General features: G+C 64.3%; 21 protein-coding genes. 11 read left to right on the top strand and 10 right to left on the bottom strand.

What is annotated here, in order from left to right:
- The first annotated feature begins 106 nt into the window (after positions 1-106).
- From AC3WLM_RS18650 to AC3WLM_RS18635, 4 genes are all read left to right on the top strand, one after another.
- Positions 107-1,522 carry a sugar porter family MFS transporter gene (locus tag AC3WLM_RS18650; protein ID WP_492478395.1) on the top strand — a complete coding sequence of 472 codons (1,416 nt, stop codon included), beginning with the start codon at positions 107-109 and terminating at the stop codon, positions 1,520-1,522.
- Positions 1,523-1,588: 66 nt separating this feature from the next.
- A complete protein-coding gene (locus AC3WLM_RS18645) occupies positions 1,589-3,175 on the top strand; it encodes an alpha-N-arabinofuranosidase (RefSeq protein ID WP_492478394.1) in 1,587 nt (528 codons plus the stop codon).
- A gap of 997 nt (positions 3,176-4,172) precedes the next feature.
- The gene (locus AC3WLM_RS18640; RefSeq protein WP_492478393.1) at positions 4,173-5,582 is read left to right on the top strand and encodes an aromatic ring-hydroxylating oxygenase subunit alpha; all 1,410 of its coding nucleotides are present in this window, start codon (positions 4,173-4,175) and stop codon (positions 5,580-5,582) included.
- A gap of 123 nt (positions 5,583-5,705) precedes the next feature.
- Positions 5,706-6,890 carry an aromatic ring-hydroxylating oxygenase subunit alpha gene (locus AC3WLM_RS18635; RefSeq protein ID WP_039336754.1) on the top strand — a complete coding sequence of 395 codons (1,185 nt, stop codon included), beginning with the start codon at positions 5,706-5,708 and terminating at the stop codon, positions 6,888-6,890.
- Here AC3WLM_RS18635 and AC3WLM_RS18630 read toward each other — a convergent pair.
- The 3 genes from AC3WLM_RS18630 to AC3WLM_RS18620 form a co-directional block, all read right to left on the bottom strand.
- Positions 6,887-7,798 (bottom strand): helix-turn-helix domain-containing protein, encoded by a 912-nt coding sequence (locus tag AC3WLM_RS18630; RefSeq protein WP_492478392.1) that lies wholly within the window; start codon positions 7,796-7,798, stop codon positions 6,887-6,889. The genes AC3WLM_RS18635 and AC3WLM_RS18630 overlap by 4 nt on opposite strands.
- Before the next feature lie 68 nt (positions 7,799-7,866).
- Positions 7,867-8,583, bottom strand: a complete 717-nt coding sequence (locus AC3WLM_RS18625; RefSeq protein WP_492478391.1) for an SDR family NAD(P)-dependent oxidoreductase — start codon at positions 8,581-8,583, stop codon at positions 7,867-7,869.
- A complete protein-coding gene (locus AC3WLM_RS18620) occupies positions 8,573-9,595 on the bottom strand; it encodes an NADP-dependent oxidoreductase (RefSeq protein WP_492478390.1) in 1,023 nt (340 codons plus the stop codon). Before AC3WLM_RS18620 ends, AC3WLM_RS18625 begins: the two co-directional genes overlap by 11 nt.
- 166 nt (positions 9,596-9,761) lie before the next feature.
- Between AC3WLM_RS18620 and AC3WLM_RS18615 the strand changes: the two genes are divergently transcribed.
- Both AC3WLM_RS18615 and AC3WLM_RS18610 read left to right on the top strand, forming a co-directional pair.
- A complete protein-coding gene (locus AC3WLM_RS18615) occupies positions 9,762-12,128 on the top strand; it encodes a TonB-dependent receptor (protein WP_492478389.1) in 2,367 nt (788 codons plus the stop codon).
- Positions 12,129-12,231: 103 nt separating this feature from the next.
- Complete coding sequence (locus AC3WLM_RS18610) at positions 12,232-12,996, top strand: SDR family NAD(P)-dependent oxidoreductase (protein WP_492478387.1); 765 nt, start codon at positions 12,232-12,234, stop codon at positions 12,994-12,996.
- 91 nt (positions 12,997-13,087) lie between these two features.
- Here the strand turns inward: AC3WLM_RS18610 and AC3WLM_RS18605 are convergent, their stop codons facing one another.
- Both AC3WLM_RS18605 and AC3WLM_RS18600 read right to left on the bottom strand, forming a co-directional pair.
- A complete protein-coding gene (locus AC3WLM_RS18605; protein ID WP_492478386.1) occupies positions 13,088-13,885 on the bottom strand; it encodes a ThuA domain-containing protein in 798 nt (265 codons plus the stop codon).
- Complete coding sequence (locus AC3WLM_RS18600) at positions 13,885-14,892, bottom strand: NADP-dependent oxidoreductase (protein WP_492478384.1); 1,008 nt, start codon at positions 14,890-14,892, stop codon at positions 13,885-13,887. Before AC3WLM_RS18600 ends, AC3WLM_RS18605 begins: the two co-directional genes overlap by 1 nt.
- Before the next feature lie 144 nt (positions 14,893-15,036).
- On the opposite strand from AC3WLM_RS18600, the gene AC3WLM_RS18595 reads away from it, so the two are divergent.
- The 5 genes from AC3WLM_RS18595 (at position 15,037) to arsB (ending at position 19,806) form a co-directional block, all read left to right on the top strand.
- Positions 15,037-17,508: a TonB-dependent receptor gene (locus AC3WLM_RS18595; protein ID WP_492478383.1), complete on the top strand. Its 2,472-nt coding sequence runs from the start codon at positions 15,037-15,039 to the stop codon at positions 17,506-17,508.
- Between the two features lie 131 nt (positions 17,509-17,639).
- Positions 17,640-17,984: an ArsR/SmtB family transcription factor gene (locus AC3WLM_RS18590; protein ID WP_039336738.1), complete on the top strand. Its 345-nt coding sequence runs from the start codon at positions 17,640-17,642 to the stop codon at positions 17,982-17,984.
- The gene (locus AC3WLM_RS18585) at positions 17,981-18,118 is read left to right on the top strand and encodes a VOC family protein (RefSeq protein ID WP_492478382.1); all 138 of its coding nucleotides are present in this window, start codon (positions 17,981-17,983) and stop codon (positions 18,116-18,118) included. The genes AC3WLM_RS18590 and AC3WLM_RS18585 overlap by 4 nt, the downstream gene beginning before the upstream one ends.
- Positions 18,119-18,235: 117 nt before the next feature.
- Positions 18,236-18,742, top strand: a complete 507-nt coding sequence (locus AC3WLM_RS18580; protein WP_492478515.1) for an arsenate reductase ArsC — start codon at positions 18,236-18,238, stop codon at positions 18,740-18,742.
- Positions 18,742-19,806: an ACR3 family arsenite efflux transporter gene (gene arsB, locus AC3WLM_RS18575; RefSeq protein WP_492478380.1), complete on the top strand. Its 1,065-nt coding sequence runs from the start codon at positions 18,742-18,744 to the stop codon at positions 19,804-19,806. The genes AC3WLM_RS18580 and arsB overlap by 1 nt, the downstream gene beginning before the upstream one ends.
- A 13-nt stretch (positions 19,807-19,819) precedes the next feature.
- Here the strand turns inward: arsB and AC3WLM_RS18570 are convergent, their stop codons facing one another.
- The 5 genes from AC3WLM_RS18570 to AC3WLM_RS18550 all read right to left on the bottom strand — a co-directional run bounded on the left by AC3WLM_RS18570 (position 19,820) and on the right by AC3WLM_RS18550 (position 22,964).
- Positions 19,820-20,248, bottom strand: coding sequence for a nuclear transport factor 2 family protein (locus AC3WLM_RS18570; protein WP_062344660.1), 429 nt, complete (start codon positions 20,246-20,248; stop codon positions 19,820-19,822).
- Between the two features lie 79 nt (positions 20,249-20,327).
- Complete coding sequence (locus tag AC3WLM_RS18565) at positions 20,328-20,678, bottom strand: Rieske (2Fe-2S) protein (RefSeq protein WP_039336731.1); 351 nt, start codon at positions 20,676-20,678, stop codon at positions 20,328-20,330.
- Positions 20,679-20,689: 11 nt separating this feature from the next.
- Positions 20,690-21,220, bottom strand: a complete 531-nt coding sequence (locus AC3WLM_RS18560; protein WP_492478379.1) for a VOC family protein — start codon at positions 21,218-21,220, stop codon at positions 20,690-20,692.
- Positions 21,220-21,957, bottom strand: a complete 738-nt coding sequence (locus AC3WLM_RS18555; protein WP_492478378.1) for a glucose 1-dehydrogenase — start codon at positions 21,955-21,957, stop codon at positions 21,220-21,222. Before AC3WLM_RS18555 ends, AC3WLM_RS18560 begins: the two co-directional genes overlap by 1 nt.
- Positions 21,957-22,964, bottom strand: coding sequence for an NADP-dependent oxidoreductase (locus tag AC3WLM_RS18550; protein ID WP_492478377.1), 1,008 nt, complete (start codon positions 22,962-22,964; stop codon positions 21,957-21,959). The genes AC3WLM_RS18555 and AC3WLM_RS18550 overlap by 1 nt, the downstream gene beginning before the upstream one ends.
- Positions 22,965-22,977 lie beyond the last annotated feature (13 nt).

The raw sequence follows: 22,977 nt of genomic DNA, 5'->3' as shown, positions 1-22,977 counted from the left end.
GCCAGGCAACTGGCCGGGATAACTGGTGAGAACGTAAACAGGGCCGTCGACGCTGTGCATCGCGCGTGGCAATGTCCGGGCCAGTTCAACGAGTTGGGAGAGGGAAATGGCTGCAGTGCAGCAGGACCGGGTCAACATGGCGCTTGTCGGCGCAATCGTCTCGGTGGCGACAATCGGCGGATTGCTGTTCGGGTACGACAGCGGCGCGGTGAACGGGACGCAGGCCGGCCTCAAGGCGGCTTTCGCGCTCGACGACAATGGCCTGGGCTTTACCGTTGGCTCGTTGCTTGTCGGCTGTGCTGCCGGCGCGTTCATGGCAGGCCGTCTGGCCGACCGCTTCGGGCGCAAGCGCATCATGGTGCTGGCGGCGATCCTGTTCCTGGTGGGTGCGCTGGTGCAGGGGCTGACGGGCAATCACGCGCTGTTCGTGGTGTTCCGCTTCCTCGGCGGCATGGCGGTGGGCGCGGCCAGCGTGCTGTCCCCGGCCTATATCTCCGAGGTTGCCCCTGCTGCGATTCGCGGCCGACTGACGAGTGTGCAGCAGGTGATGATCATCACCGGCCTCACCGCGGCCTTCGTCGTCAACTATGTGCTGGCGCAGCAGGCCGGGGATTCGCTCGGCGAGCTGGCGGGTGTTCCGGCGTGGCGCTGGATGTACCTGGCGCAGGCGGTGCCGGCGGTGGTGTTCCTTGTGGCCTTGCAGTTCATCCCGGAAAGCCCGCGCTATCTGGTGAGCAGTGGCCGCGCCGATGACGCCAAGGCCGTGCTGACGCGCATTTTCGGCGAGACCGAAGCGAGCCGCAAGGTCGAGGAAATCCGCGCCTCGTTCGCGACCGATCACCGCCCGCGCCTTGCAGATGTGCTTGCGCCCGGCACGGTGCTGCGCCCGATCGTGTGGGCTGGCCTGATCATTGCCGTGTTCCAGCAGTTCGTCGGCATCAACGTGATCTTCTATTACGGCGAGACGCTGTGGAAGCTGGCGGGCGTATCTGAAAAAGCCGCGCTCGAACGCAACATCATCTCGGGCGTGGTCTCGATCGCGGCTTGCTTCATCACGATGGCGCTGGTCGACAAGGTGGGGCGCAAGCCGCTCCTGCTGGTCGGTTCCGCCGGCATGACGCTGGCGCTGGGCGCGATGAGCTGGGCGTTCTCGCAGGGGACCCTGGATGCCGCTGGCGCGCTGCAGATGGACCCGTCGCTGGGCATGATCGCGGTGATTGCAGCCAACATCTACGTGATCTTCTTCAACGTCAGCTGGGGCCCGGTGATGTGGGTTATGCTGGGCGAGATGTTCCCCAACCAGCTGCGCGGATCGGCCCTGGCGGTGTGCGGCCTGGCGCAGTGGGGCGCGAACTATGCAGTGGTGCAGAGCTTCCCCGCGATGGCGAGCGGTCTGGGCCTTGCCGAAACTTACGTGCTCTACACCGTGAGCGCGGCGGTGAGCTTCTGGCTGGTCAAGGCCTTCCTGCCCGAGACCAAGGGCAAGGAACTGGAGCAGATGGAAGGCTGGGGCGGGCATTGATCCGCCGCAGGTGAAGAATACGACCGGGGGCATGAACGGCCCCCGGCGCAAAGGAGAGCGAATTCGATGAAGCCGATTGCCAAGAAATTTCGGACAGTGCTGCTGGCGGCGACCTTTGCAGCTGGGTTGAGCATGCCTGCCTTGGCAAAGGACGCTGCGGTCGAAGTTGCGATTGATACCGCCACGACCGGCCCGGTGATCGACAAGCATATCTTTGGCCAGTTTGCAGAGCACCTTGGCACCGGGATCTACGGCGGCGTGTGGGTCGGCAAGGATTCGCCCATCCCGAACGTGCGCGGAATCCGTACAGATGTGGTCACTGCCCTGAAGGCGCTCAAGGTGCCCAACGTCCGCTGGCCGGGCGGGTGCTTTGCCGATGAATATCATTGGCGCGACGGCATCGGCCCGGCGGACAAGCGCCGGGTGCAGATCAACACCAATTGGGGCGGCGTGCCGGAATCCAATGCCTTCGGCACCCACGAGTTCATGGACTTTGCCGAGCAGATCGGGTCGGAGGCCTATATCTCGGTGAACATCGGGTCGGGCACGGCGGCGGAAGCTTCGGCCTGGATCGAATACATGACCGCCGAAAAGGACACGACGCTGGCCAAGGAGCGGGCCGCCAATGGGCATCCCGCGCCGTGGAAGGTGCCGATCCTTGGCCTCGGCAACGAGAACTGGGGTTGCGGCGGCGCGATGTCGGCCGACCACTATGTCGAGGAAATGAAGCGCTTCGCCAACTTCACGCGCAATTTCAACCCGGCGCAGCGTGAAGGCGCAGCACGGATGAAGCGCATTGCCGTGGGCTGGGACAGCGACAAGCTCGACTATACCGAGGAAGTGATGAAGGCGTGGAGCACGCACGTCTATTCCTGGGATATCGAAGGCGTCTCGCTGCACAAGTACACCGTCGGCGGTGGCTGGCCGCCGGTGCGTCCGGCAACCGGCTTCGGCAACGATGAATACGCCCTGATGATTGCCGATACGCTGACCATGGACACCCTGCTCAAGAAGCAGAAGGCGATCATGGACAAGTACGACCCCGCCAAGAAGCTGCTGATTGCGGTGGACGAGTGGGGCGCGTGGCTTGCACCGACCCCGGGCAGCAATCCTGGCTTCCTGCAGCAGCAGAACTCGATGCGCGATGGCGTGATCGCGGCGCTCAATCTCAACATCTTTGCGCGCCATGCGGACCGGGTGAAGATCGCCAACATCGCACAGATGATCAACGTGTTGCAGGCGATGATCCTGACCGACGGCAGCAAGATGGTGCTGACGCCGACCTATCACGTGTTCAAGATGTACGTGCCGTTCCAGGACGCGCAGTTCGCGCCGGTGAAGTTTGCAGCGGGTGAATACACGGTGGGCGATCGCAAGCTGCCGCGCGTCGATGCCATGGCGGCAAAGGACAAGGGCGGGCAGGTGTGGGTCTCGCTCGTCAACGTCGATCCCGATGCGGGCACGAGCGTGACGATCCCCGGCTTCCGCAGCGCCAGCGGCGAAGTGCTGACCGCGCCGAAGGTGGACAGCGTCAACACCTTCGCCGCGCCATCGGTCGTCGCGCCAAAGGCGATCAGCGGCAAGGCAGCGGGCGGTGGCGTGACGATCACCTTGCCGCCGCGCTCGGTGACCGTGGTGAAGGTTTCGAAGTGATCTGAAGAAGTGCCCTGCGGCGGTCTCTATCCTCCCTCCTGAGGCTGCTGCAATACCTGAACGGCCCGGAAGGCAATGCGCTTTCCGGGCCGATTTTTGTTTGCTTGGGGGTGCGGGAAGGGGCAGCGGGGCCCCGGGGCAGGCTGAACAGTAAGGCCCGGTGTGACGGGCCTTGAGCAGTTATCACGGCAATTTTTGCATCCGAGCCCCATTCCTGCTGATTGGAGGGGAAGGCTGGCGGACTGGCCGTTGGTGCAGACTGGCGGCTTTCGGGCATTTGCGACCACAAAGCGGACTATCGGGACACGACGCCATTGCGGACGTTCAGCCCTAGCGGCTTTTCGGCCACCACCAAAACCTGAAGATAGTGTCGCTCGCGCCGAAGCTCACTCCAAAGTCAGCGCGATTGGCTGATACATCTCTCATAGCTTCCGAGAGATTGGAGATATCTTCCGGTCTGAGGGGCATTGCAAAAATCTCGGCTGAAAGGCCGATCGACCCGGTTCCTTCTAGGTCATTGCCAAGGCGGAGTTTTGCGGGGACTTCAAGGCGAAGGTCGTGACCGCCGAAAATGTTATCTGCCCCAACCACTCGGGGATCCGTCACCGAGATAGTCCGATGAGCGGGTTCTGTCGCACTCGAAAGAATAGAACACAACTCGATCAGGCTGGCACAGCCCATTGCATCTGCTGTGAAGTGCCAATCGTCATACATCCTGCGGGCTTTCCGGTAACGCCAAAGGCTAACCCGCCCGTCCTGCCGCCATGACCCGAGTGCTTGATCCATCCGCGTATGCTAGTCCGAAATCAACCCTTTTCCACCCCATTCCAGCCCTTCACTGCCCGTCAGCGCGTAATGACAGCGGTCGTCACCCCACTATTCCCGGCGGCCTAGCCTAAGTCACAGGGGGGCTGGGCGGGGATTCTTGACCTTGGTCAAACGACGGGGGCCTCTGGCATGACACTTTCCCGCCATCACCAGGATGGAGAGGAAAGACATGGCAGACCGCGATCCCGGCGCGTTCGAACAGGCCCGATGCCCCGGCACCAGCTGGGAGGACATTCTGGCTGCCGACGAGGTGCAGCCCCCCGCTTTCATGGGCGAAGACCGTTCGCAGTATCTCGGTTCCGAGCCGATCGATGCGGCGCGGTATTACAGCCCCGAATTCTTCCGCGCCGAGTGCGAGAAGATGTGGCCTGCGGTGTGGCAGTTCGCCGCGCGCGAGGAGGACCTGCCCGAGCCGGGCGACTATGTGACCTATGACAATGCGGGCCGGTCCTGGCTGATCGTGCGGCAGGAGGATGGCAGCGTGAAGGCGTTTCACAACGTCTGCCTGCATCGCGGCCGCAAGCTCAAGACCGACAGCGGCAGCGCCGAACAGTTCCTCTGCCCGTTCCACGGCTTTTCGTGGAACCCGGACGGGTCTTTACGCAACATTCCCTGCCGCTGGGACTTTGCCCACCTGACGGACCGGAAGATGCAACTGCCCGAAGGCCATGTGGCGCAATGGGGCGGCTATATCTTCATCCGCGAAAATGCCGAAGGGCCGACGATCGAGGAATATCTCGATCCGCTTCCCGAATTCTTCAAGCGCTGGCGCCACGAAGAGTGCGTGACGGTGGCTTGGGTGGCCAAGGTCATCCCGGCCAACTGGAAGATCGCGATGGAGGCTTTCATGGAAAGCTACCACGCCTATGTCACCCACCCGCAGCTGATGCCGTTCACCGGCGATGCCAATGCTGCCTATCACGTGCTGGGCCGGCACGTGAACGTGAACTACACCCCGTTCGGCGTGGTCAGCCCGCATATCGAGGCGCAGGCCAGGGCCGAACACTGGCCGCAGCAGCGCATCATCAACGAATTCCGCAAGTACAACGGCCGCAGCGCCGACAACTACGATGCGGACAAGGACAACTATGCGATCACGGTGCCGGAAGGGCGCAGCGCCCGCGCCGCGCTGGGCGCGAAGATGCGCGAGGTTTCGGAAAAGCAGTTCGGCGGAGACTATTCGGGCGTTTCCGAAAGCGAACTGCTTGATGCGCTGGTCTACAACGTGTTCCCCAACTTTGCGCCGTGGGGCGGGTTCATGCCCAACATCGTCTATCGCTGGCGGCCCTGGCCCGATCAGGACAAGTGCCTGATGGAAGTGCGCGTGATCGCCCGGGTTCCGGAGGGACAGCCGAGACCTGCGGGCGTGCCGATGCACTTGCTCGGCGATGACCAGATCTGGGCCGACGCGCCCGAGCTTGGCGTGCTGGGCGCGGTGCTCGATCAGGACAGCGAGAACATGGCGCTGTGCCACGAGGGGCTGAAGGCTTCGAAGAACCAAGCCGTCGAACTTGCCGACTATCAGGAAGTGCGCATCCGCCACATCCACCAGACGCTGGATTCCTATCTGAACGCTTGAGCGATTGCCCACCCCCGACCCCTCCCGCCTGCGGGAGGGGGGATGAGACGCCGCTCCTTTGCCCTCCCTCCTTCGACAGGCTCAGGAAGGGCGGGGGTGGTGCTTGATGAAAGGCTGACCCACATGACCGAACTTTACGACAAGTATGCCCGCGCCGCCGAGCGGATGCTCCATTTCGTCGAGACCAGGACGACCGACATGGCAAGCGGCACGATGCGGGTGCCCGTGGCCGATTACCTCAGCGAGGAACGCTTCGAGGCGGAGATCGCGCGGATATTCAAGCGGTTGCCGCTGATGCTGGCGCTGACCATCGAGCTGCCGCAGGTGAACGACTACAAGGCGATGGAAGTGATGGGCCTGCCGGTGCTGATCACCCGCGGAAAGGATGGCAAGGCGCGCGCGTTCCTCAACGTGTGCAAGCATCGCGCGATGCATCTGGCCAAAGAAGGCAAAGGCAATTGCAAGGCCTTTGCCTGCCAGTACCACGGCTGGACCTATTCCAACGAGGGCAAGCTGATCGGCATTGCCGAGGCGAGCACCTTCGGCGAGGTGGATCGCTCCACCCTCAACATGACCGAGCTGCCCTGTGACGAGGCGGCGGGTCTGATCTTCGTGATCCTGACACCTGACTTGCCGATCAACGCCATCGAATGGATGGGCGGGATGTATGAGGACTTCGCCGCGCTGCGCCTCGAGACCTGGTACTTCCACAAGGCGCGCACGATGAAGGGGGCCAACTGGAAGGTCGCCTATGACGGCTACCTCGAAGGCTATCACTTCCAGGCCGCGCACACCAACACGGTGGCCACGCGCAGCCCTTCGAACCGCGCCCACTACGAGGGCTTCGGGCCGCATATCCGGCTGGGCTTCCCGCAGAACTCGATCACCCGCCTGGCCGACCTGCCGCGCGAGGAGTGGGGGCGACAGGAGAACAACGGCTATGATTTCATCCGCATGCTCTTTCCGAACATGAGCTTCTTTCTGGCGCCCGAGATGGGCCAGCTGGCGCAGCTGTTCCCCGGGCCGAAGGCAAACCAGAACACCACCGTGATGAACTACATCTTCCCGGTGAAGCCCGAGACCGAGGAAGGCCTCGCCGCGCTGGACCGGATGTGCGACTTCTTCTTCGATGTGGTGGAGGAGGAGGACTACTTCCTTGGCCTGAAAGTGCAGAACGGGCTGGAATCCGGCGCGATGACGCACCAGACGTTTGGCCGGAACGAGCCGGGCAACCAGTTCTTCCACAAGTGGATCGCCTATTACCTCGACGAAAGCGGCAGCACGCCGATGCCGGTGATGAAGGCCTAATCGGCCGGGCGGGTGAGCGCCTGGGCCGGTGCGCCGAGCACGGCCTGGCGCAACTGGAGCGAACGGGTGAACATCGGTCCGCAGGCTTCAAGGAACTGCGTGGGCTTCATGCCGAGGAACTCGTGCGCCTCGCGGATGAAGTGCGAGTAATCGGTGTAGCCGGCGTCGATGGCGAGCGCGCGTCGGCCCGGCCCGCCCCGGATCAGCGCATGGAGCGAGCGCAGGAAGCGGGCGCGGCGCAGCAGCAGCTTGGGCGCAAAACCGAACGAGCGCAGGCAAAGGCGCTCCAGCTGGCGCAAGGCAATGCCGAGACTGTGCGAGAGCTGGCCGACCGTGCGCAGATTGGGATCGAGCAGGGCCGAGAAGATCCGGGCAATGGTGTCCTCGTCGCGGTGAGGCGTGCCCATCCGGTCGATCAGCCAGGCATCGAAGATTGCAGGGACCGCGCCGGGCGCCGCGTTGCGCAGGTGCCGGGCCAGAGCTTCTACATCTTCGCCCAGCACGTCGCGCGCAGGGACGACGCGATCGGCGATCTTGGCAGCGGAGCAGCTGCCGAGGCGCGCCCACCCCAGCGGGGTGATCCCTGCGCCGATGACGGTGCCGGTATCGCTTTGCGACCAGCAGGCCGTGGACGAGGGGCCGAACAGCCCGACATCGGGCACGCGCACGGCTTCGGGCGAGCCGCAACGGACATGCCAGCGGGTCTGCGGATCAAGCAGAATGCGCAAGTTGAACCAGGCCGGCTGGAACACATCGCTGTGGACCTGCCCTTGCGGCGGCGCGACGGCGTAAAGGTGGTAGCCGCTGACCAGCCCTTCGAGCCTGGGGGAGGGCTTCCAGTAATCCATGCGCATGGCCGCTGGCGGATCGGCCCGCGCGCTGCCTTCATCGAATGCCGCGACCTTCATCAACTGGCGTTCCTGCCCCTAGCCCAAGCCCTTGACCGGCTTTGGAAAAGGAACGGCCTGAACGGGTTTTAGTGCCGGACCATGGCCCCGCCATCGACCCATACGCCATGGCCGGACATGAAGCGGGCATCGTCGCTGCACAGGAAGGCGATGACGTCGGCGATGTCTTCGGGCTGGCCGAGGCGGCGCAAGGGAGCCTTGTTCTCCCAGAAGGTGCGGAATTCGGGCATCTGGGTAAAGGCCGGCGCGGTCATCGGCGTGGCGATGGCGCCGGGCTGGACGCAGTTCACCGTCACCCCGAACGGGCCGAGTTCCGCCGCGACCGACTTGGTGAAGCCGAGCACCGCGTGCTTCGAGGCGGAATAGGCGCTGAGGCCCTCGTCGCCGTGGCTCGACGTGGTGGAGCCGATGGTGACGATGCGGCCGTTGCCAGCGGCCTTGAGGTGCGGCGTGGCATCGCGCACGAGGCGGAAGACGGCGACGAGGTTCACCTCCATCACGCGCAGGAAATAGGCGTCGTCATGGCCTTCGAGGGGGTGGAACGCGCTGATCCCGGCGCAGGGGACAAGCGTATCGAGCCCGCCCATCGCCGCCACGGCCTGTTCGATCAGGTGGGCATTGGCATCGGGGGCGGTGAGATCGCCTGAGAAATCGACATCGCCCTGCACGTCTGCGGTGAAGACTTGCGCTCCGTCGGCGCGGAGGCGCGCAGCGGTGGCCGCGCCAATGCCCGAGGCTGCGCCGGTGACGATGACCCTGCGGCCCGTAAGGCGATCAGAGGCCATCGGCGATCTTCAGCACGAGCTTGCCGGTATTGGCGCCCGTGAACAGGCGCATGAAGGCATCGTAGGCGTTTTCGAGGCCCACCTGCACGTCCTCGTCGATGCGCAGGCGCCCTTCGGCCATCCACTGCGCCATGATCGCGCCGCCTTCGGCAAAGCGCGGGGCGTAGTCCATGATGAGGTAGCCATAGAGCGTGGCCTGGTTGGTGAGAATCGACCAGAGGTTGCGCGCGCCGACCTTGGCGGGCGAATTGTATTCGCTGATCAACCCGCACAGCACGATGCGGGCGCGCTTGGCGAGGTTGAGCAGTTCGGCATCGAACACGTCGCCGCCGACGTTCTCGAACACCACGTCAGCCCCGTTCGGCGCGGCGGCGCCGATTTCGGCGGCGAGCTGTTCGACCGACTTGTTCTTGTAGTCGATGGCGACGTCGAAGCCGTAGTCCTCGATCAGGCGGCGGCACTTTTCGGCACCCCCGGCAATGCCGATCACCCGGCAGCCGAGAATCTTGCCGATCTGACCGACCGCGGAGCCAACCGCCCCTGCGGCGCCCGAAACCAGCAGCGTTTCGCCCGGCTTTGGCTTTGCGACGTCGATCAGGCCGAAATAAGCGGTGAGGCCGACTGCGCCCATTGCCGACAGGAACCGCGATGGCGAATCGACCTGGGCGACATCAACCTTCATGGTGAATCCGCCTGCGCCGTTGACCGAATAGTCTTCCAGGCCATTCATGCCCAGAACCCAATCCCCAACGGCGAAGTCGGGCGAGTTGGAGGCGGCGACGACGCCAACCGTCGTCGCTCTGACGGGATCGCCCAGGGGGATCGGCGGCATGTAGCTGGGCGCATCGTCCATCCATCCGCGCTGTGCGGGATCGAGCGAGGCATAGCAGTTGCGCATCACGAAGCCGCCTTCGGGCGCGGAGGGAACGGCTTGTTCGACAAGGGAAAAGTCCTCTGGCACCGGCGTGCCGACAGGGCGGCGAGCCAGCAGGAAGCGGCGATTGACGGTCATTGTGATCTCTCCCGGATTCTTGTCCGAACGCTACGGCAAGGATGGATGATGCACTGGCACATGCACCTGTAACAAGTCGCAGTTGGTTCGATGCCCGCAGCGGTGGATGAAGGAGGCGAGCCATCGTCCCTGAGCGGACGAGGTTACCCTTGGAGGGAGGATAGACATGAGAACCACTGCTGCACGGCGCATGCTTGCCGTTGCCATGACCACGACCGCGCTTGGCCTTGCGCTGCCGGCATTTGCCACCGAAGCAGACGAGCCGCAGGCGGTCCAGGCCGACGAGACCACAGCAGCCGATGCAGGCGATACCGGCGCGATCATCGTGACCGCACGCCGCCGTTCGGAAACGCTGCAGAGCACGCCGGTGGCGATCACTGCGGTCAACACCGCCTTCCTTGAAAGCAAGGCCGCCGTGAACATCGGCGACCTGCAGGGCGCGGCTCCGGGCCTGCTCATCACCCAGCAGAATTCGGGCGCGCAGGCGGCCAACATCTCGATCCGCGGCCTGACCTATGCCGACATCGAAAAGTCGCAGACGCCGACCGTGGGCGTGCTGGTCGATGGCGTGGTGATCGGCACCAACACCGGCCAGCTGCAGGATGCGTTCGACATCGCCCAGCTCGAAGTGCTGCGCGGACCGCAGGGCACGCTGTTCGGCGCCAACACCATCGGCGGCGTGATCAACATCCAGCGCACCAAGCCGACGATGAAGCCCGGCCTCAAGGCCGAGGCGACCTTTGCCAAGTTTGGCACGTTCTCGACCAAGATCCTGGCCAACTACGGCAACGAGGAGAGCTGGGGTGTCAAGGCGTGGTACTTCCACAACGAGACCGACGGTTTCTACAAGAATGTCGTGCGCAATGTCGACGCGGGCTGGAGCAATGGCGAGAACTACGGCGCCAGCCTGCTGTTCAAGCCGACCGGCTCGGGCTTCGATGCGCAGCTGACCGTGGCCCAGGTCGAGCAGGTGTTCGACCCCGTGGTCAGCAACATCACCAACAGCAGCGAAGTGTTCTGCGCGTTCATCCCGGCGCGCGAATGCAACCGCAACACCACGACCGATCTCTACACCACTTTCGGCGACGCCGCTTCGAGCAACTACAAGGCGCCCGAAGCGACGCTGGAAATGAACTATGACGCGGGCGGCGTGAAGCTGACCTCGATCACCGGCTGGCGCAAGAGCACGGAAGCGCAGACGCAGGACTTCGACGGTTCGTCGGTCGACCTCTACTACGTCGATCGCCGCCAGCACTACGAACAGTGGAGCCAGGAGCTGCGCGCTGCGGGCGAGCTTTTCGACGGCTTCGACTATGTCGTCGGCGGCTTCTACTTCAAGTCGGAATACGACCTGACGCAGTGGTCGCGCGTGTTCGGCTTCAGCCCGACCACTCCGCCGACCCTGTTTGACCGCAACGCCCAGCGCGTGGAAGGCAAGACCGAGAGCTACGCCGTGTTCGGCGATTTCAACTGGGCCTTTGCCGAAGGCTTCCGCCTTTCATTCGGTGGCCGTTACAGCCACGACAAGAAGGAGCTGAGCAACGGCTTTGCCGCCAACACGCTGCTTGACCCCGACAACATCGACCTGAGCAAGATCGCACTGGTCGGCAAGGGCAAGGCGAGCTTCAACAAGTTCACGCCCAAGGTCGGCATCGACTGGCGCCCGAACCAGGACCTGATGGTCTATGCCTCGTGGTCGCGCGGTTACCGTTCGGGCGGGTTCAGCCCGCGCGCGGCAACGGCTGCCACCGCCAGCACGCCGTTCCAGCCTGAAACGGTCGACGCCTATGAAGTGGGCGTGAAGCTTTCGGCGTTCGACCGCAAGCTCGAGCTTAACCTTGCCGGCTTCGTGTCGGACTACAAGGACATGCAGCAGAACCTGACCGTTCCGGGCGGCCCCACCGGCAACCAGACGATCACCGGCAACGTGCCGGGCGGCGCGCTGATCAAGGGCATCGAGGCGGACGGCACGCTGCGCGTGACCGAGAACTTCCGCATCACCGGCTCTATCGCGATCATGGATTCGCACTTCCGCAACTTCGTCACCTGCGGCGCCTATGCGGCAGGGCCGGTGGCGACCAATGCCTGCGGTGCGGGGCTGGTGCCGTTCAACTACTCGGCCAACCGCCTGATCTATGCGCCGGACTTCACCGCGTCGCTGGGCGCGGAATACGTCGCACCGACCGGCTTTGGCGACATCACCACCAATGTCGGCTGGCGCCACATCTCGCCCTATGACGAACAGCTTTCGGCAGCTTCGCTGACGCCGACGCTGAACGGTTCGGGCCAGGCGACGCTGATCACGGTGGGGGGCAACGATCCGCGCGTGCGCACCACCACGCAGGATCTGGTCGATGCGTCGATGACCTTCAACTTCGACCTGAAGGACAGCAAGGCCTACCTGCGCGTGTTCACCCGCAACTTGCTGAACGAGAAGACCACGACCCACGCGTTCACCGTGGCTGGCCTGTGGTCGTTCGGCATGGCGCTTGAACCGCGGACCTACGGCGTGACCGCGGGCTTCAAGTTCTGAGGCCAGCGCATATAACCTGATCCACCTTGCCGGGGGGGCGGGGGAGGGTCGCTTAGGCGACGTTCCTTTCCGTCCCTCCGGTTTTTTATAGGGAGAGTTTCAAATGGGCCGTCTTGCCGGAAAAGTTGCATTGATCACCGGTGGCGCTTCGGTGCCGGGTCTGGGCAGCGCCACCGCGCAGCGCTTTGCCGAGGAAGGAGCCAAAGTGTGGTTGACCGACCGCGACCTGGCAGGGGCCGAAGAGGTGGCCGAAGGCATCCGGGCGGCGGGCGGTGAGGCCCGGGCCCTGCTGCATGACGTGACCAACGAGGCGCAGTGGGACGAAGTTTTCGCCGCCATCGAGGCCGAGGACGGCAAGCTGGACGTGTGCGTCAACAATGCCGGTATCGCGGTGCTGCGCCCGATCGAGGACATGACCAGCGCCGACTGGGCGCTGCAGAACTCGGTCAACCTCGACAGCGTGTTCCAGGGCACCAAGCGCGCGGTGATCCTGATGCGCAAGACCGGGGTGAAGGGCTCGATCATCAACATCTCGTCGGTGGCGGGGCTGATCGGCGTTCCCGCGTGCGGGGCCTATGCCGCGGCGAAGGGTGGCGTGCGCCTGTTTTCAAAGACGATCGCGGTGGAAACCGCCAAGGACGGCATCCGCGTCAATTCGGTCCATCCGGGCATGATCCTGACCAATATTCAGGGTGTGGCGCAGGAAGACAACGCGGCAAACTATGATGCGACGCTGGCGCTGGTGCCGATGGGCTACATGGGTGCGCCGCTGGACATTGCGAACATGAACCTGTTCCTCGCCTCGGACGAGAGCCGCTATGTGACGGGCACGGAACTGGTGGTCGATGGAGGCATGACGGCGCTTTGATTCTGCCGGGCCGATGCGTCCCCGCGCAGGCGGGGACCTCAGTCGGCTTAAGCTGAAGTCGAGGTCCCCGCCTGCGCGGGGACGCATTGTTTCAGGACGAGGCCACCCAGCGGATCGCGTTCTCAACCAAGCGGCGGTAGTGCGGGTTGTCGTAGGCCGAGGGGCCATCGCCCGGCTGGAGATAGACGAGGCGGCTGTTGAGAGCCTGCCGGGTCCAGCCGACGAGATTGGAGCCGGGCGGGTGATCCCAGCCTTCGCGGCTGAACATTTGGCCTTTGACGGCAAGGTCCGCCGACCAGAAGTGATCGCGATCAAAAGCGGCGCTTGAGCGCAGGAGCGGGGTCACGCCTGCTTCATGGATCTGGCCGAGATAGAGTTCGTCGGTCAGCGTGAAGCTTTCGGGCAGGCCGGCGGTGACGGGATGATCGGCGACGACCGAAATCTCGTGAGTGACATCGTGGCAATAGCCGCTGTCCGCCACGGCGGTCCCGCGCCATTGGCCGGGATGGTAGAAGAACTGCCCGCCCAGCCAATCGTGATATTCGCCCCAGGTCGGCCAGCCTGCCAGCGCGTGATGCAGCGCGACCACGCCCTTGCCCTGTTCGAGCAGGGCGCGAAATCCGGCCTTCAGTTCGGCCGAGGGCTCGCGGTAGAGCGGGGCATTTTCCGGGGCTTCGAAATCGAGGCCGGGCATGTCGTAGAGTACCAGCGCATCGAACCCGCGCATGGCATCGGGGTTCATCAGCAGCGCGGCGGCGGGCTGATCGACCATGGTGGCCGAGATGCCGTCCATGGCCTGAAACATGGCGTCGAAGGCCGTGCGATCGAAGGGATGGCCGCGCACGGCGACGAGGCACTGGAGCGGGGCGCGGTACTTGATGATCGGCATCAGGCGACTTTCACGATGACTTTGCCGATCGCCTGGCCCGAAAGCATGCGGCGATAGGCGACGAGCGTGTTCTCCAGCCCCTGCGTCTCGTCAAGATTGACGGTCAGCGTCCCGGCATCGACCCATTCGCGCAAGACGGGGAGGAACTCTGCGCCGCGATGGAGGAAATCGGGGATGAAGAAGCCTTCGATCCGCAAGCGGCGCATCAGCACCTGATCGAAGCGGGCGGGGCCGGGCAGGGGGGCATCGTTGTCATAAGCCGCGACCATGCCGCAGACGGCGACGCGGCCATAGTGCGCCATGTTGGGCAGGACCGCATCGAGCAGCGGGCCGCCGACGTTGTCGAAATAGGCGTGAACGCCGCCCTCGATCCCGGCAAGGCGCGCGGCAACGTCGTCGCTCTTGTAGTCGATGGCGATATCGACGCCCAGTTGTTCGGTCAGGTAGCGGCACTTGGTCGGTCCGCCAGCGATGCCGACAACCTTCGCGCCGAGATTGCGGCCGACCTGGCAGGCCATCGATCCGGTGGCTCCGGCGGCGGCGGAGACCACCAGCCATTCGCCCGCCTTGATCGCGGCCACTTCCCTGACGCCGACATAGGCCGTCCAGGCGTTCATGCCGAGCGCGCCGAAGTGGTGGCGGATGTCGGCCACGGTATCGTCGACGATTTCGAGGCCGGCAAGGGCAGGGACCATCGTGGCATATTCCGCCCACTGGCCGAAGCCGCGCACCAGTGCGCCAACGGGATAGGCGCCATCGCGGCTTTCGCTGACGTGGCCGAGCACGAGGCCCGCCATCTTCGCGCCCAGCGGCAGGGGCGGCTGATAACCATCGGTGCGCGGGCTCATCCACATGCGGGTGCCCGCGTCCATCGACAGGTAGCCGACCCTTACCCGCACTTCGCCATCGGCCAGCGGCGGCAGGGCTTCGGTCTGCAGGCTGAGCGCGGCTTCGAAGTTTGAGCCTTCAGGGTGACGATCAAGGCGCCAGAAGCGGTTTTCGGTCATGGGAATTCCTCTCAAGGCACAGAGGTGCCGACGCTACGGCAGCGCAGCACCTAGCCAAAGGAAGAGGCTAACGCATTGGCGAGGCGAGCGTTCGTTACAGGAGGCGTAAACGCGCGAGACTAATCACAAAGGGAGGATGCGGTCATGCGCACCATCAAGGGAATTCTTCTCGCCACTTGCGCACTTGGCGTCAGCGCACCGGTCATGGCGCAGGATGCAGCACAGGAAGGCGCATCTGCAGGCGGCCTCGCATCTGCAGGCGGCCTCGAGGAAATCATCGTAACCGCGCGCAAGCGCGAGGAATCGGTGCAGACGGTTCCGGTGGCGGTAACCGCCATCTCCGAAAAGACCATCCAGCAGCGCGACATCACCTCGATCGAAAAGATCGCTGCGGCCACGCCCAACCTCAACGTCGGCCGTGCCTCGAACGGTTCGGGCGCGCAGCTGACGATGCGCGGCATCGGCTCGTCCTCGACCTCGATCGGTATCGAGCAGTCGGTCGCCGTTGTGGTCGATGGAGCCTATTACGGGCAGGGCCGCATCATTCAGGAAGGCTTCTTCGACCTGAAGCGCGTGGAAGTGCTCAAGGGTCCGCAGGCGCTGTTCTTCGGCAAGAATGCGACCGCAGGCGTCATCAGCCTGGCCACCAACGATCCCGGCCAGGACCGCGAATTCATTGCGCGCGCCGGTTACGAGTTCCGTTCGCGCCAGTATCAGGGCGAGCTGATTGCCTCGATCCCGCTGAGCGATACGCTGGGCGTGCGCTTTGCCGCGCGCGGTTCGATCATGGATGGCGGCTATTATCGCAACGTCTCGGTCGACCGCACCTATACCACCGTCGACATCCGCAACTTGCTGGCGGGCGGCAGCGGCAATCCGATCGGTTCGGTGGCCAAGCCTGCCGCATCGCGCGCGCCGGGTGAAGACGAGTTCCTGGGCCGCGTGACGCTCAAGTACACCCCGACCGACCGTCTGACGATGACGCTCAAGGGTTCGTACAACTACAATCAGGTCAACAATTCCTCGTGGAACTACGTGGCCTACAACTGCGGCCTCGCCACGGGCGTGAGCCAGTTGACCGGGTATCGCTGCGGCACCGATTTCGTGACGCACCAGAACAACATGCCCGCCGATATTGCCAAGGACTTCCCCTTCGCGAAGGACAATGGCGAGCTTTACAACCGCTATCGCTCGTGGGCGATCAACGGCGCGGTTTCGTACGAGCTCGACAACGTGACGATCAGCTCGGTCACCAATTACAACACCAACAACAACCGCTGGACCTGTGCCTGCGACTTCCAGAGCAGCAACAACGGCACCTGGGCTACCGAGAACAGCACCTGGAAGGCGTTCAGCCAGGAACTGCGTGCGCAGACTTCGTTCGACGGTCCGATCAACCTGATGGTGGGCGGGCTGTACCAGAAGACCAAGCGCGACTTTGCGCAGTACGTCATGTTCGCCGGGCTGCGTGACGATACCGCCTCTGCCGCCAACCGCTTTGTCGCCTCGTCGAAGACAAGCTTTACCGATGGCGAGACTGCGGCCCTGTTCGGGCAGGTGACGTGGAAGCTGATCGACACGCTCGAGCTGGCAGGCGGCGTGCGCTATACCCACGAGACCAAGGACAGCTTCTTCACGCAGCCCTACAACAACCTGGGCGTGCAGGGGATCTTCCGTGACCAGAACGATCCTGACGGCCTGGGCGAAGTGACCGCAAAGCAGGTGTTCGACGACTGGTCGCCCGAAGTGACGCTGACCTGGAAGCCGCAGGACGGCATCCTTGTCTATGGCGCCTACAAGACGGCCTACAAGTCTGGCGGATTCTCGAACGGCGGCATCAACTCGAAGTTCTCGTCCGATCCGCTGGCGGACCTCACCTTCAATCCGGAAAAGGCACGTGGCTTCGAAGCCGGTATCAAGACGACGCTGGCCGACAACCAGCTGCGCCTGAACCTGGTGGCGTTCACGTATGCCTACAACGATCTGCAGGTCGACTTCTTCAACTCCCCGATCTTCGCCTTCCAGACGCTGACGGCGGATGCGCGGACCAAGGGCGTGGAGCTGGAGTTCGAATACGCCCCGCGCAGCATTGACGGGCTGAACGTCCACGGTTCGATCAACTACACCAAGGCACGCTACACCGATTTCCCCTCCGCACCGTGCTATGCCGGGCAGACTCCGTCGCAGGGTTGCACGCTGGTGGGCGGGCTGGATGCGCGCCAGAACCTGAACGGGGCGCCGCTTTCGGTGGCGCCGGAATGGACCGGGGCCTTTGGCGTGGGCTACGAGACCGCTGCGGGCGAAGGCCTGAAGCTGGGCTTCAACGTCGATACCCGCTATTCCTCAAGCTACCTCGCCTCGGGCTTCGGCAATCCGTTCTCGCGCCAGGGCAAGTATGCCGTGCTTGATGCCGGTATCCGCTTCGGGGCGGAGGACGACAACTGGCAGATCGCGGTGATCGGCAAGAACCTGACCAACCGCTTCTACGTCAGCGGCGTGGTCGATGGGCCTTCGACCGGTGGCGGCACGGGCACGGCGGCGGGCGTCCGCGCCGACCAGCTTGGCTTCGGCAACCTGCCGCGCACGGTGCAGGTCTCGGTGATCAAGCGCTTCTGATCGCATCAGGCGCAAGCGACACTGAAAGGGCGGGGCTTCGGCTCCGCCCTTTTGCGTTTGGGGGCACGATTGCGCCTTGCATCGGCGATCAATTCAATTATTCTTGAATTATCGAATCGAAAGGGTCGTCCGTGGATTCTGCACTCGTCGTACGCGCGCTGGCAGCGCTGGCGCAGGAACATCGGCTTGCCGCATTCCGGCTGCTGGTGCAGGCCGGGCCCGAGGGCATTGCCGCAGGCGCGCTGGCCGAAGCGCTGGACATCGCGCCGTCGTCGCTCAGCTTCCATATCGCCCAGCTCGCCAATGCCGGGCTGGTCGGGCAACGGCGGCAGGGCCGGTCGATCCTTTACTCCGCCGATTACGGGGCGATGGCAGCCGTCATGGGCTTTCTGACCGAGAACTGCTGTGGCGGCGCGGCCTGCGTGCCCGCCATCGATTGCCATCCTTCAAGCTCAACCGAAAAGGACGTCGCATGAAGCGCTTCCATGTTCACGTCGGCGTTGCCGACCTCGATGCCTCGATCGCTTTCTATTCCGGCCTGTTCGGCGCCGAAGAGCTGGATCGCCGATCCGGATGGCGTGATCTGGGAGGCTTTCCTGACCGAAGGTGAAAGCACGGTCTATGGCGAGAGCCCGGACTTTGCGCCGCTCGCTTCGGCCCATGCCTCGGACACGGCGTGCTGCGCCCCGAAGGTTGCCGCCCCGGCAGCGAAGGCGGGGTGCTGCTGATGAGCGATCGTCCGTTTTCGATACTGGTGCTGTGCACCGGCAATTCGGCGCGCTCGATTCTGGGGGAAGCGATGCTTGGCACCATGGGGGCAGGGCGCATCGTTTCGTACAGCGCCGGGAGCAAGCCCAAGGGTGTGCCGCATCCCGGCGCGCTGCGGCTGCTGGCGCGCAAAGGGATCGACGTGGCGCCGTTCCGGTCAAAGAGCTGGAACGAGTTTACCGGGCCTGACGCGCCGCCGATCGATCTGGCCATCACGGTCTGCGGGAATGCCGCTGGCGAGGCCTGCCCGGTGTTCATGGGGGCGCCGCTGAAGGCGCATTGGGGCCTGCCCGATCCTGCCGATGTCGAAGGTGATGAGGCTGCGGTCGATGCCGCGTTCGAGCAGACCTGGGCCTGGCTGGAAATGCGCGTGGCCGCGCTGCTGGCCCTGCCGTTTGAAACCATGGAGCGCGCCGAACTGACGCGCGAACTTGCCCGCATCGGGCAGATGGAAGGAGCTGCCTGATGGCGACGATTGCTGCCTTGGCGCCGGAGCGTCCGCGCCTGTCGTTCCTCGATCGCTGGCTTACGCTGTGGATCTTTGCCGCGATGGCGCTGGGCATTGCGCTCGGCCGTTTCGTGCCGGCGGTGCCGCAGGCGCTGGGGGCGATGACGGTCGGTTCGACCAGCATCCCGATTGCCATCGGCCTGATCCTGATGATGTTCCCGCCGCTCGCCAAGGTCCGCTACGAGGAACTGGGAGAGGTGTTCCGGGATCGCAAGATTCTGGCGGTTTCGTTCGGGCTGTGCTGGATCGTTGCGCCCGCGTTCATGTTCGCACTGGCCGCGCTGCTGCTGCCGAACAATCCCGAATACATGACCGGGCTGATCCTGATCGGCATTGCGCCGTGCATTGCCATGGTGCTGGTGTGGAACCAGCTGGCGGGGGGAAGCCCCGAGTACGTGACCGGGCTGGTCGCCTTCAATTCGCTGTTCCAGATCCTGTTCTATGTGCCCTATGCCTGGTTCTACCTGACCTTCCTGCCGCCGGTTTTCGGTCTGGAAGGGCAGGTGGTGGACATCGACTTCGCGATGATCGCCAAGGCGGTGCTGACATATCTTGGAGTGCCGTTCCTCGCCGGATTTCTGGTGCGCAAGGCGCTCGTCGGCGCGCGGGGGCGCGACTGGTACGAAACGCAGTTCGTGCCGGCAATCAGCCCGCTGACGCTGGCGGCGCTGCTGTTCACGATCGTGGCGATGTTCAGCCTCAAGGGTGGCGAAATCCTTGCCCTGCCGTTCGATGCGCTGAAGGTGGGTCTGCCGCTGGTGGTGTTCTTCGTGGTGATGTTCGTCGCCGCGTTCGCTGCGGGCAGGGCGATTGGCGCAGGCTATGAACGCACGGCATCGCTGGCCTTCACGGCGGCGTCGAACAATTTCGAGCTGGCGATTGCTGTGGCGATTGCGGCATTCGGCCTTGCCTCGCCCGTGGCCTTTGCCGCGGTGATCGGTCCGCTGGTGGAGGTGCCAGTGCTGATCGCGCTGGTCAATCTGGCGCTGTGGTTCAAGGGTGCGTGGTTCCGCGCACCCTGAACCGCGCTGCCGCTCAGCAGCCCTTGGGGGCGTGCTGGCGGTGGATGTTGCGGAATGAGCGGCTCTTGAACAGCCATTTGCCATCGATCTTGACGCAAGTGTCTTCATAGACGCCGCGGTCGCGCATGGTCGTGCCGTTCTGGTCGTAGACCTCGCTGGTGTAGCTGCGCATCGTGGCGGTATCGCCGTTGACTTCGATCGACCCCGGCCAGGCTTCGAACATGATGCCGGGGTAGTTCTTCATCGCCTCGATCCACATCGCCTTGATCGCCGCGCGGCCACGGGTGGTGCCGAGTTCGGGGTAATCGGGCAGGGACCATTCGGCGTCCTCGGCCCAGGTCGCGGCCCAGTCGTCGGCATCGACGCGGGTGACGGCGTCGGCATAGGTTTCGAGCAGCTCGCGGATGGCGAGGCGGTCTTCGGCGGGGCCGGTGAAGGGCATGGTCCTGTCTCTCCCGTTGGTTTGGTTGTGGGGAGACTAACGCGCCTGCGGGCAGGGTGAACCTGCGCTTTCAGCGAGTTCAGAGAACGACCGGCAACTCGTCCATGCCGGGAGCCTCATCGGGAATGCACACCTCGATCTGTCCGCCTTCGACGCGGACGGGGAAGGTGCGCAGGTCCTTGTACGCACCGCCGATGCAGCGGCCAGAGGCCATTTCGAACCGCGCGCCGTGCAGCGGGCACATCACCGCGCCGCGCCGGATGCGGCCGGTAGAGATGAGCGCGGCCTGATGGGTGCAGCGATCGTTGACGGCAAACAGGCCGTCTTCGGTCTTTGCGACAAGGACGTGCCAGCCGGCGATCTTCGTGGCGATCTTGCCCTCGGCGGGGAATTCGGTTTCGGCAATCAGGCTGTGCCAGGTCTCGCTCAACGTCTCGGTCCTCAAGTCAATCGGATGGTCTGGATCGGGTCCGATCCCCGATAATCCTTCGCCGCGTGCGCGACCATGGCGTAGAAATCAACCAGCGTTTTTGTGGGGGCGTAGAGTTCGGTGAACAGGCCCAGCGTGGCGGTGGTGTCGGCAAAGGCGAAGACGAACCCGTCGGTCATCTCGGCGCGCAGGGCGCATGGTGCGCCGCGTGCGGCAAGACGGGCAAGCTCTGCATCGACATCGTCCACGAAGACCGCGACATGATGCATTCCCCAGCGGCCCGAGCCTTCGGGATAGAGATCGCGGAAGGGGGAGGGGCCGGGATTGTTCTGGGCGACGAACTCCACCATCACATCGCCCCACTGGCCATAGGCAGAGCTGTGATCCAGCTCGCGCTCCACCCCGCGATGGACCGCGCGAGCCAGCGGAATGTTGTCGGCCACGAAGAACGGGCCGGAGCCGAAGGCTTCATGGTGTGCCCGGGCGGCCGCGCGCACGTCTTCGACGAAGAACGCCACCTGCCGGATCGGAAGCCCGCTCATCAGATCGAGGCGCCGCCGTCGACGCGGAATTCGGCGCCGGTGGCAAAGGCGCTGGCATCGCTGGCAAGGAACACGGCCATGGCCGCGATTTCCTCAGGCTTGCCGAGGCGCTTGACCGGGTGGACATCGACGAAGCTCTGGTAAAGCGCGTCCGGATCGTCACTCTGCGCCAGCACCTTGTCGATGATCGGCGTGTGGATGGCGCCGGGGTGGATCGAGTTGCAGCGGATGCCATAGCCCTTTTCGGCAAAGTGCAGGGCACAGGACTTGGTCATCAGCGTCACTGCCGCCTTGGCCGCGTTGTAGGCGACGAGGTTGGCCGAGGCCTTCACGCCCGAAAGCGAGGACATGTTGATGATCGACCCGCCATGGGCCTTCATCTTCGGCAGGACGGCCTGCGTGCCCATGAACACGCCGAGCACGTCGATATCGAGTTCATGGCGGAACTGGTCGAGCGTGATCTCCTCGATCGAGCCGAGGGTGGTGATCCCGGCATTGTTGACCAGCACGTCGATGCGCTCAAACGGGGCGAACGCCTTGGCCCAGGAGGCTTCCTGCGTCACGTCGAGATGGACGAAGCGCGCGCCGAGTGCCGTGGCGAGAGCTTCGCCATTGGCCTGGTCTATGTCGGCGATGATGACCGACGCGCCTTCGCTGGCATAGGCGCGGGCGATGGCTTCGCCGAGGCCCGATGCGCCGCCGGTGACGAACGCGATCTTTCCGGCCAGCACCGCCATCAGATCAGCACCAGTGTCTTGCCGGTGGTCTTGCCGCTCATCAGTTCGATGAAGGCTTCGGGCAGCTTCTCGATGCCCGAACGCACGTTCTCCAGCGGCTTGAGCTTCCCTTCGGCGAAGAGGCGATCGAGCATGGCCTGCGCTTCGCCCAGAACCTCGGGGTGGTCATAAGTGATGAAGCCGCGCATGGTGAGGCGATTGACCACCAGTTGCCACAGGTTGCGGTTGCCGTGGGGATTATCGGCATCGTTGTATTGCGCGATCATGCCGCAGACGGCGATGCGGCCGTGCAGGCGCATCAGCGGCAGGATGGCGTCGAGCGTTTCGCCGCCGACGTTGTCGAAATAGACATCGACCCCGTCTGGCGCTGCTGCCTTGATCGCTTCGGCCAGATCATCAACGGCGCGATAGTCGATCGCCACATCCGCGCCGAGGTCATTGACGATCTGCGCCTTGGCCGGACCACCGGCAAGGCCGATCACGCGGCACCCTGCCGCCTTGGCGAGCTGGACCACGGTGCTGCCGGTGGCGCCGGCCGCGGCACTGACGACCACGGTTTCGCCAGCTTTCGCCTTGCCGATCTCGAACAGGCCAACCCACGCAGTGAGCCCGACCGGCCCGAGTGCGCCCATGTAATGCTGGAGCGGCACGCCCGGCGCCTGCTCCACTTTCTCGATCCCGAGCGCATCTGCGCCGACGACATAGTATTCCGACCAGACCGCGAACGTGCGCACAAGCGTGCCGACGGGCCAGTCCGGGTTGTTCGATTCCACCACTTCGCCAAGCGACATGCCGTTGATCGGTGCGCCGAGCGCGACCGGGGGCAGGTAGCTGGGCCGGTCATCGAGAAAACCGCGAATGGCGGGATCGCACGAGCCGACGCGCATGCGCACGAGGATTTCCCCCGGGCCGGGCACTGGCCGATCAACCTCGACGAGCGAGAAGTCCTCGGGGACCGGGATGCCGACGGGGCGGCGGGCGAGCGTGATCTGGCGTGTCCTCTCCATCAGTGGACCTTAG

Source organism: Novosphingobium sp. FW305-C-30-35 (assembly GCF_058783135.1).
Note: the sequence above shows the minus strand (reverse complement) of the source record. Positions and strands in the feature narration are given on the sequence as shown.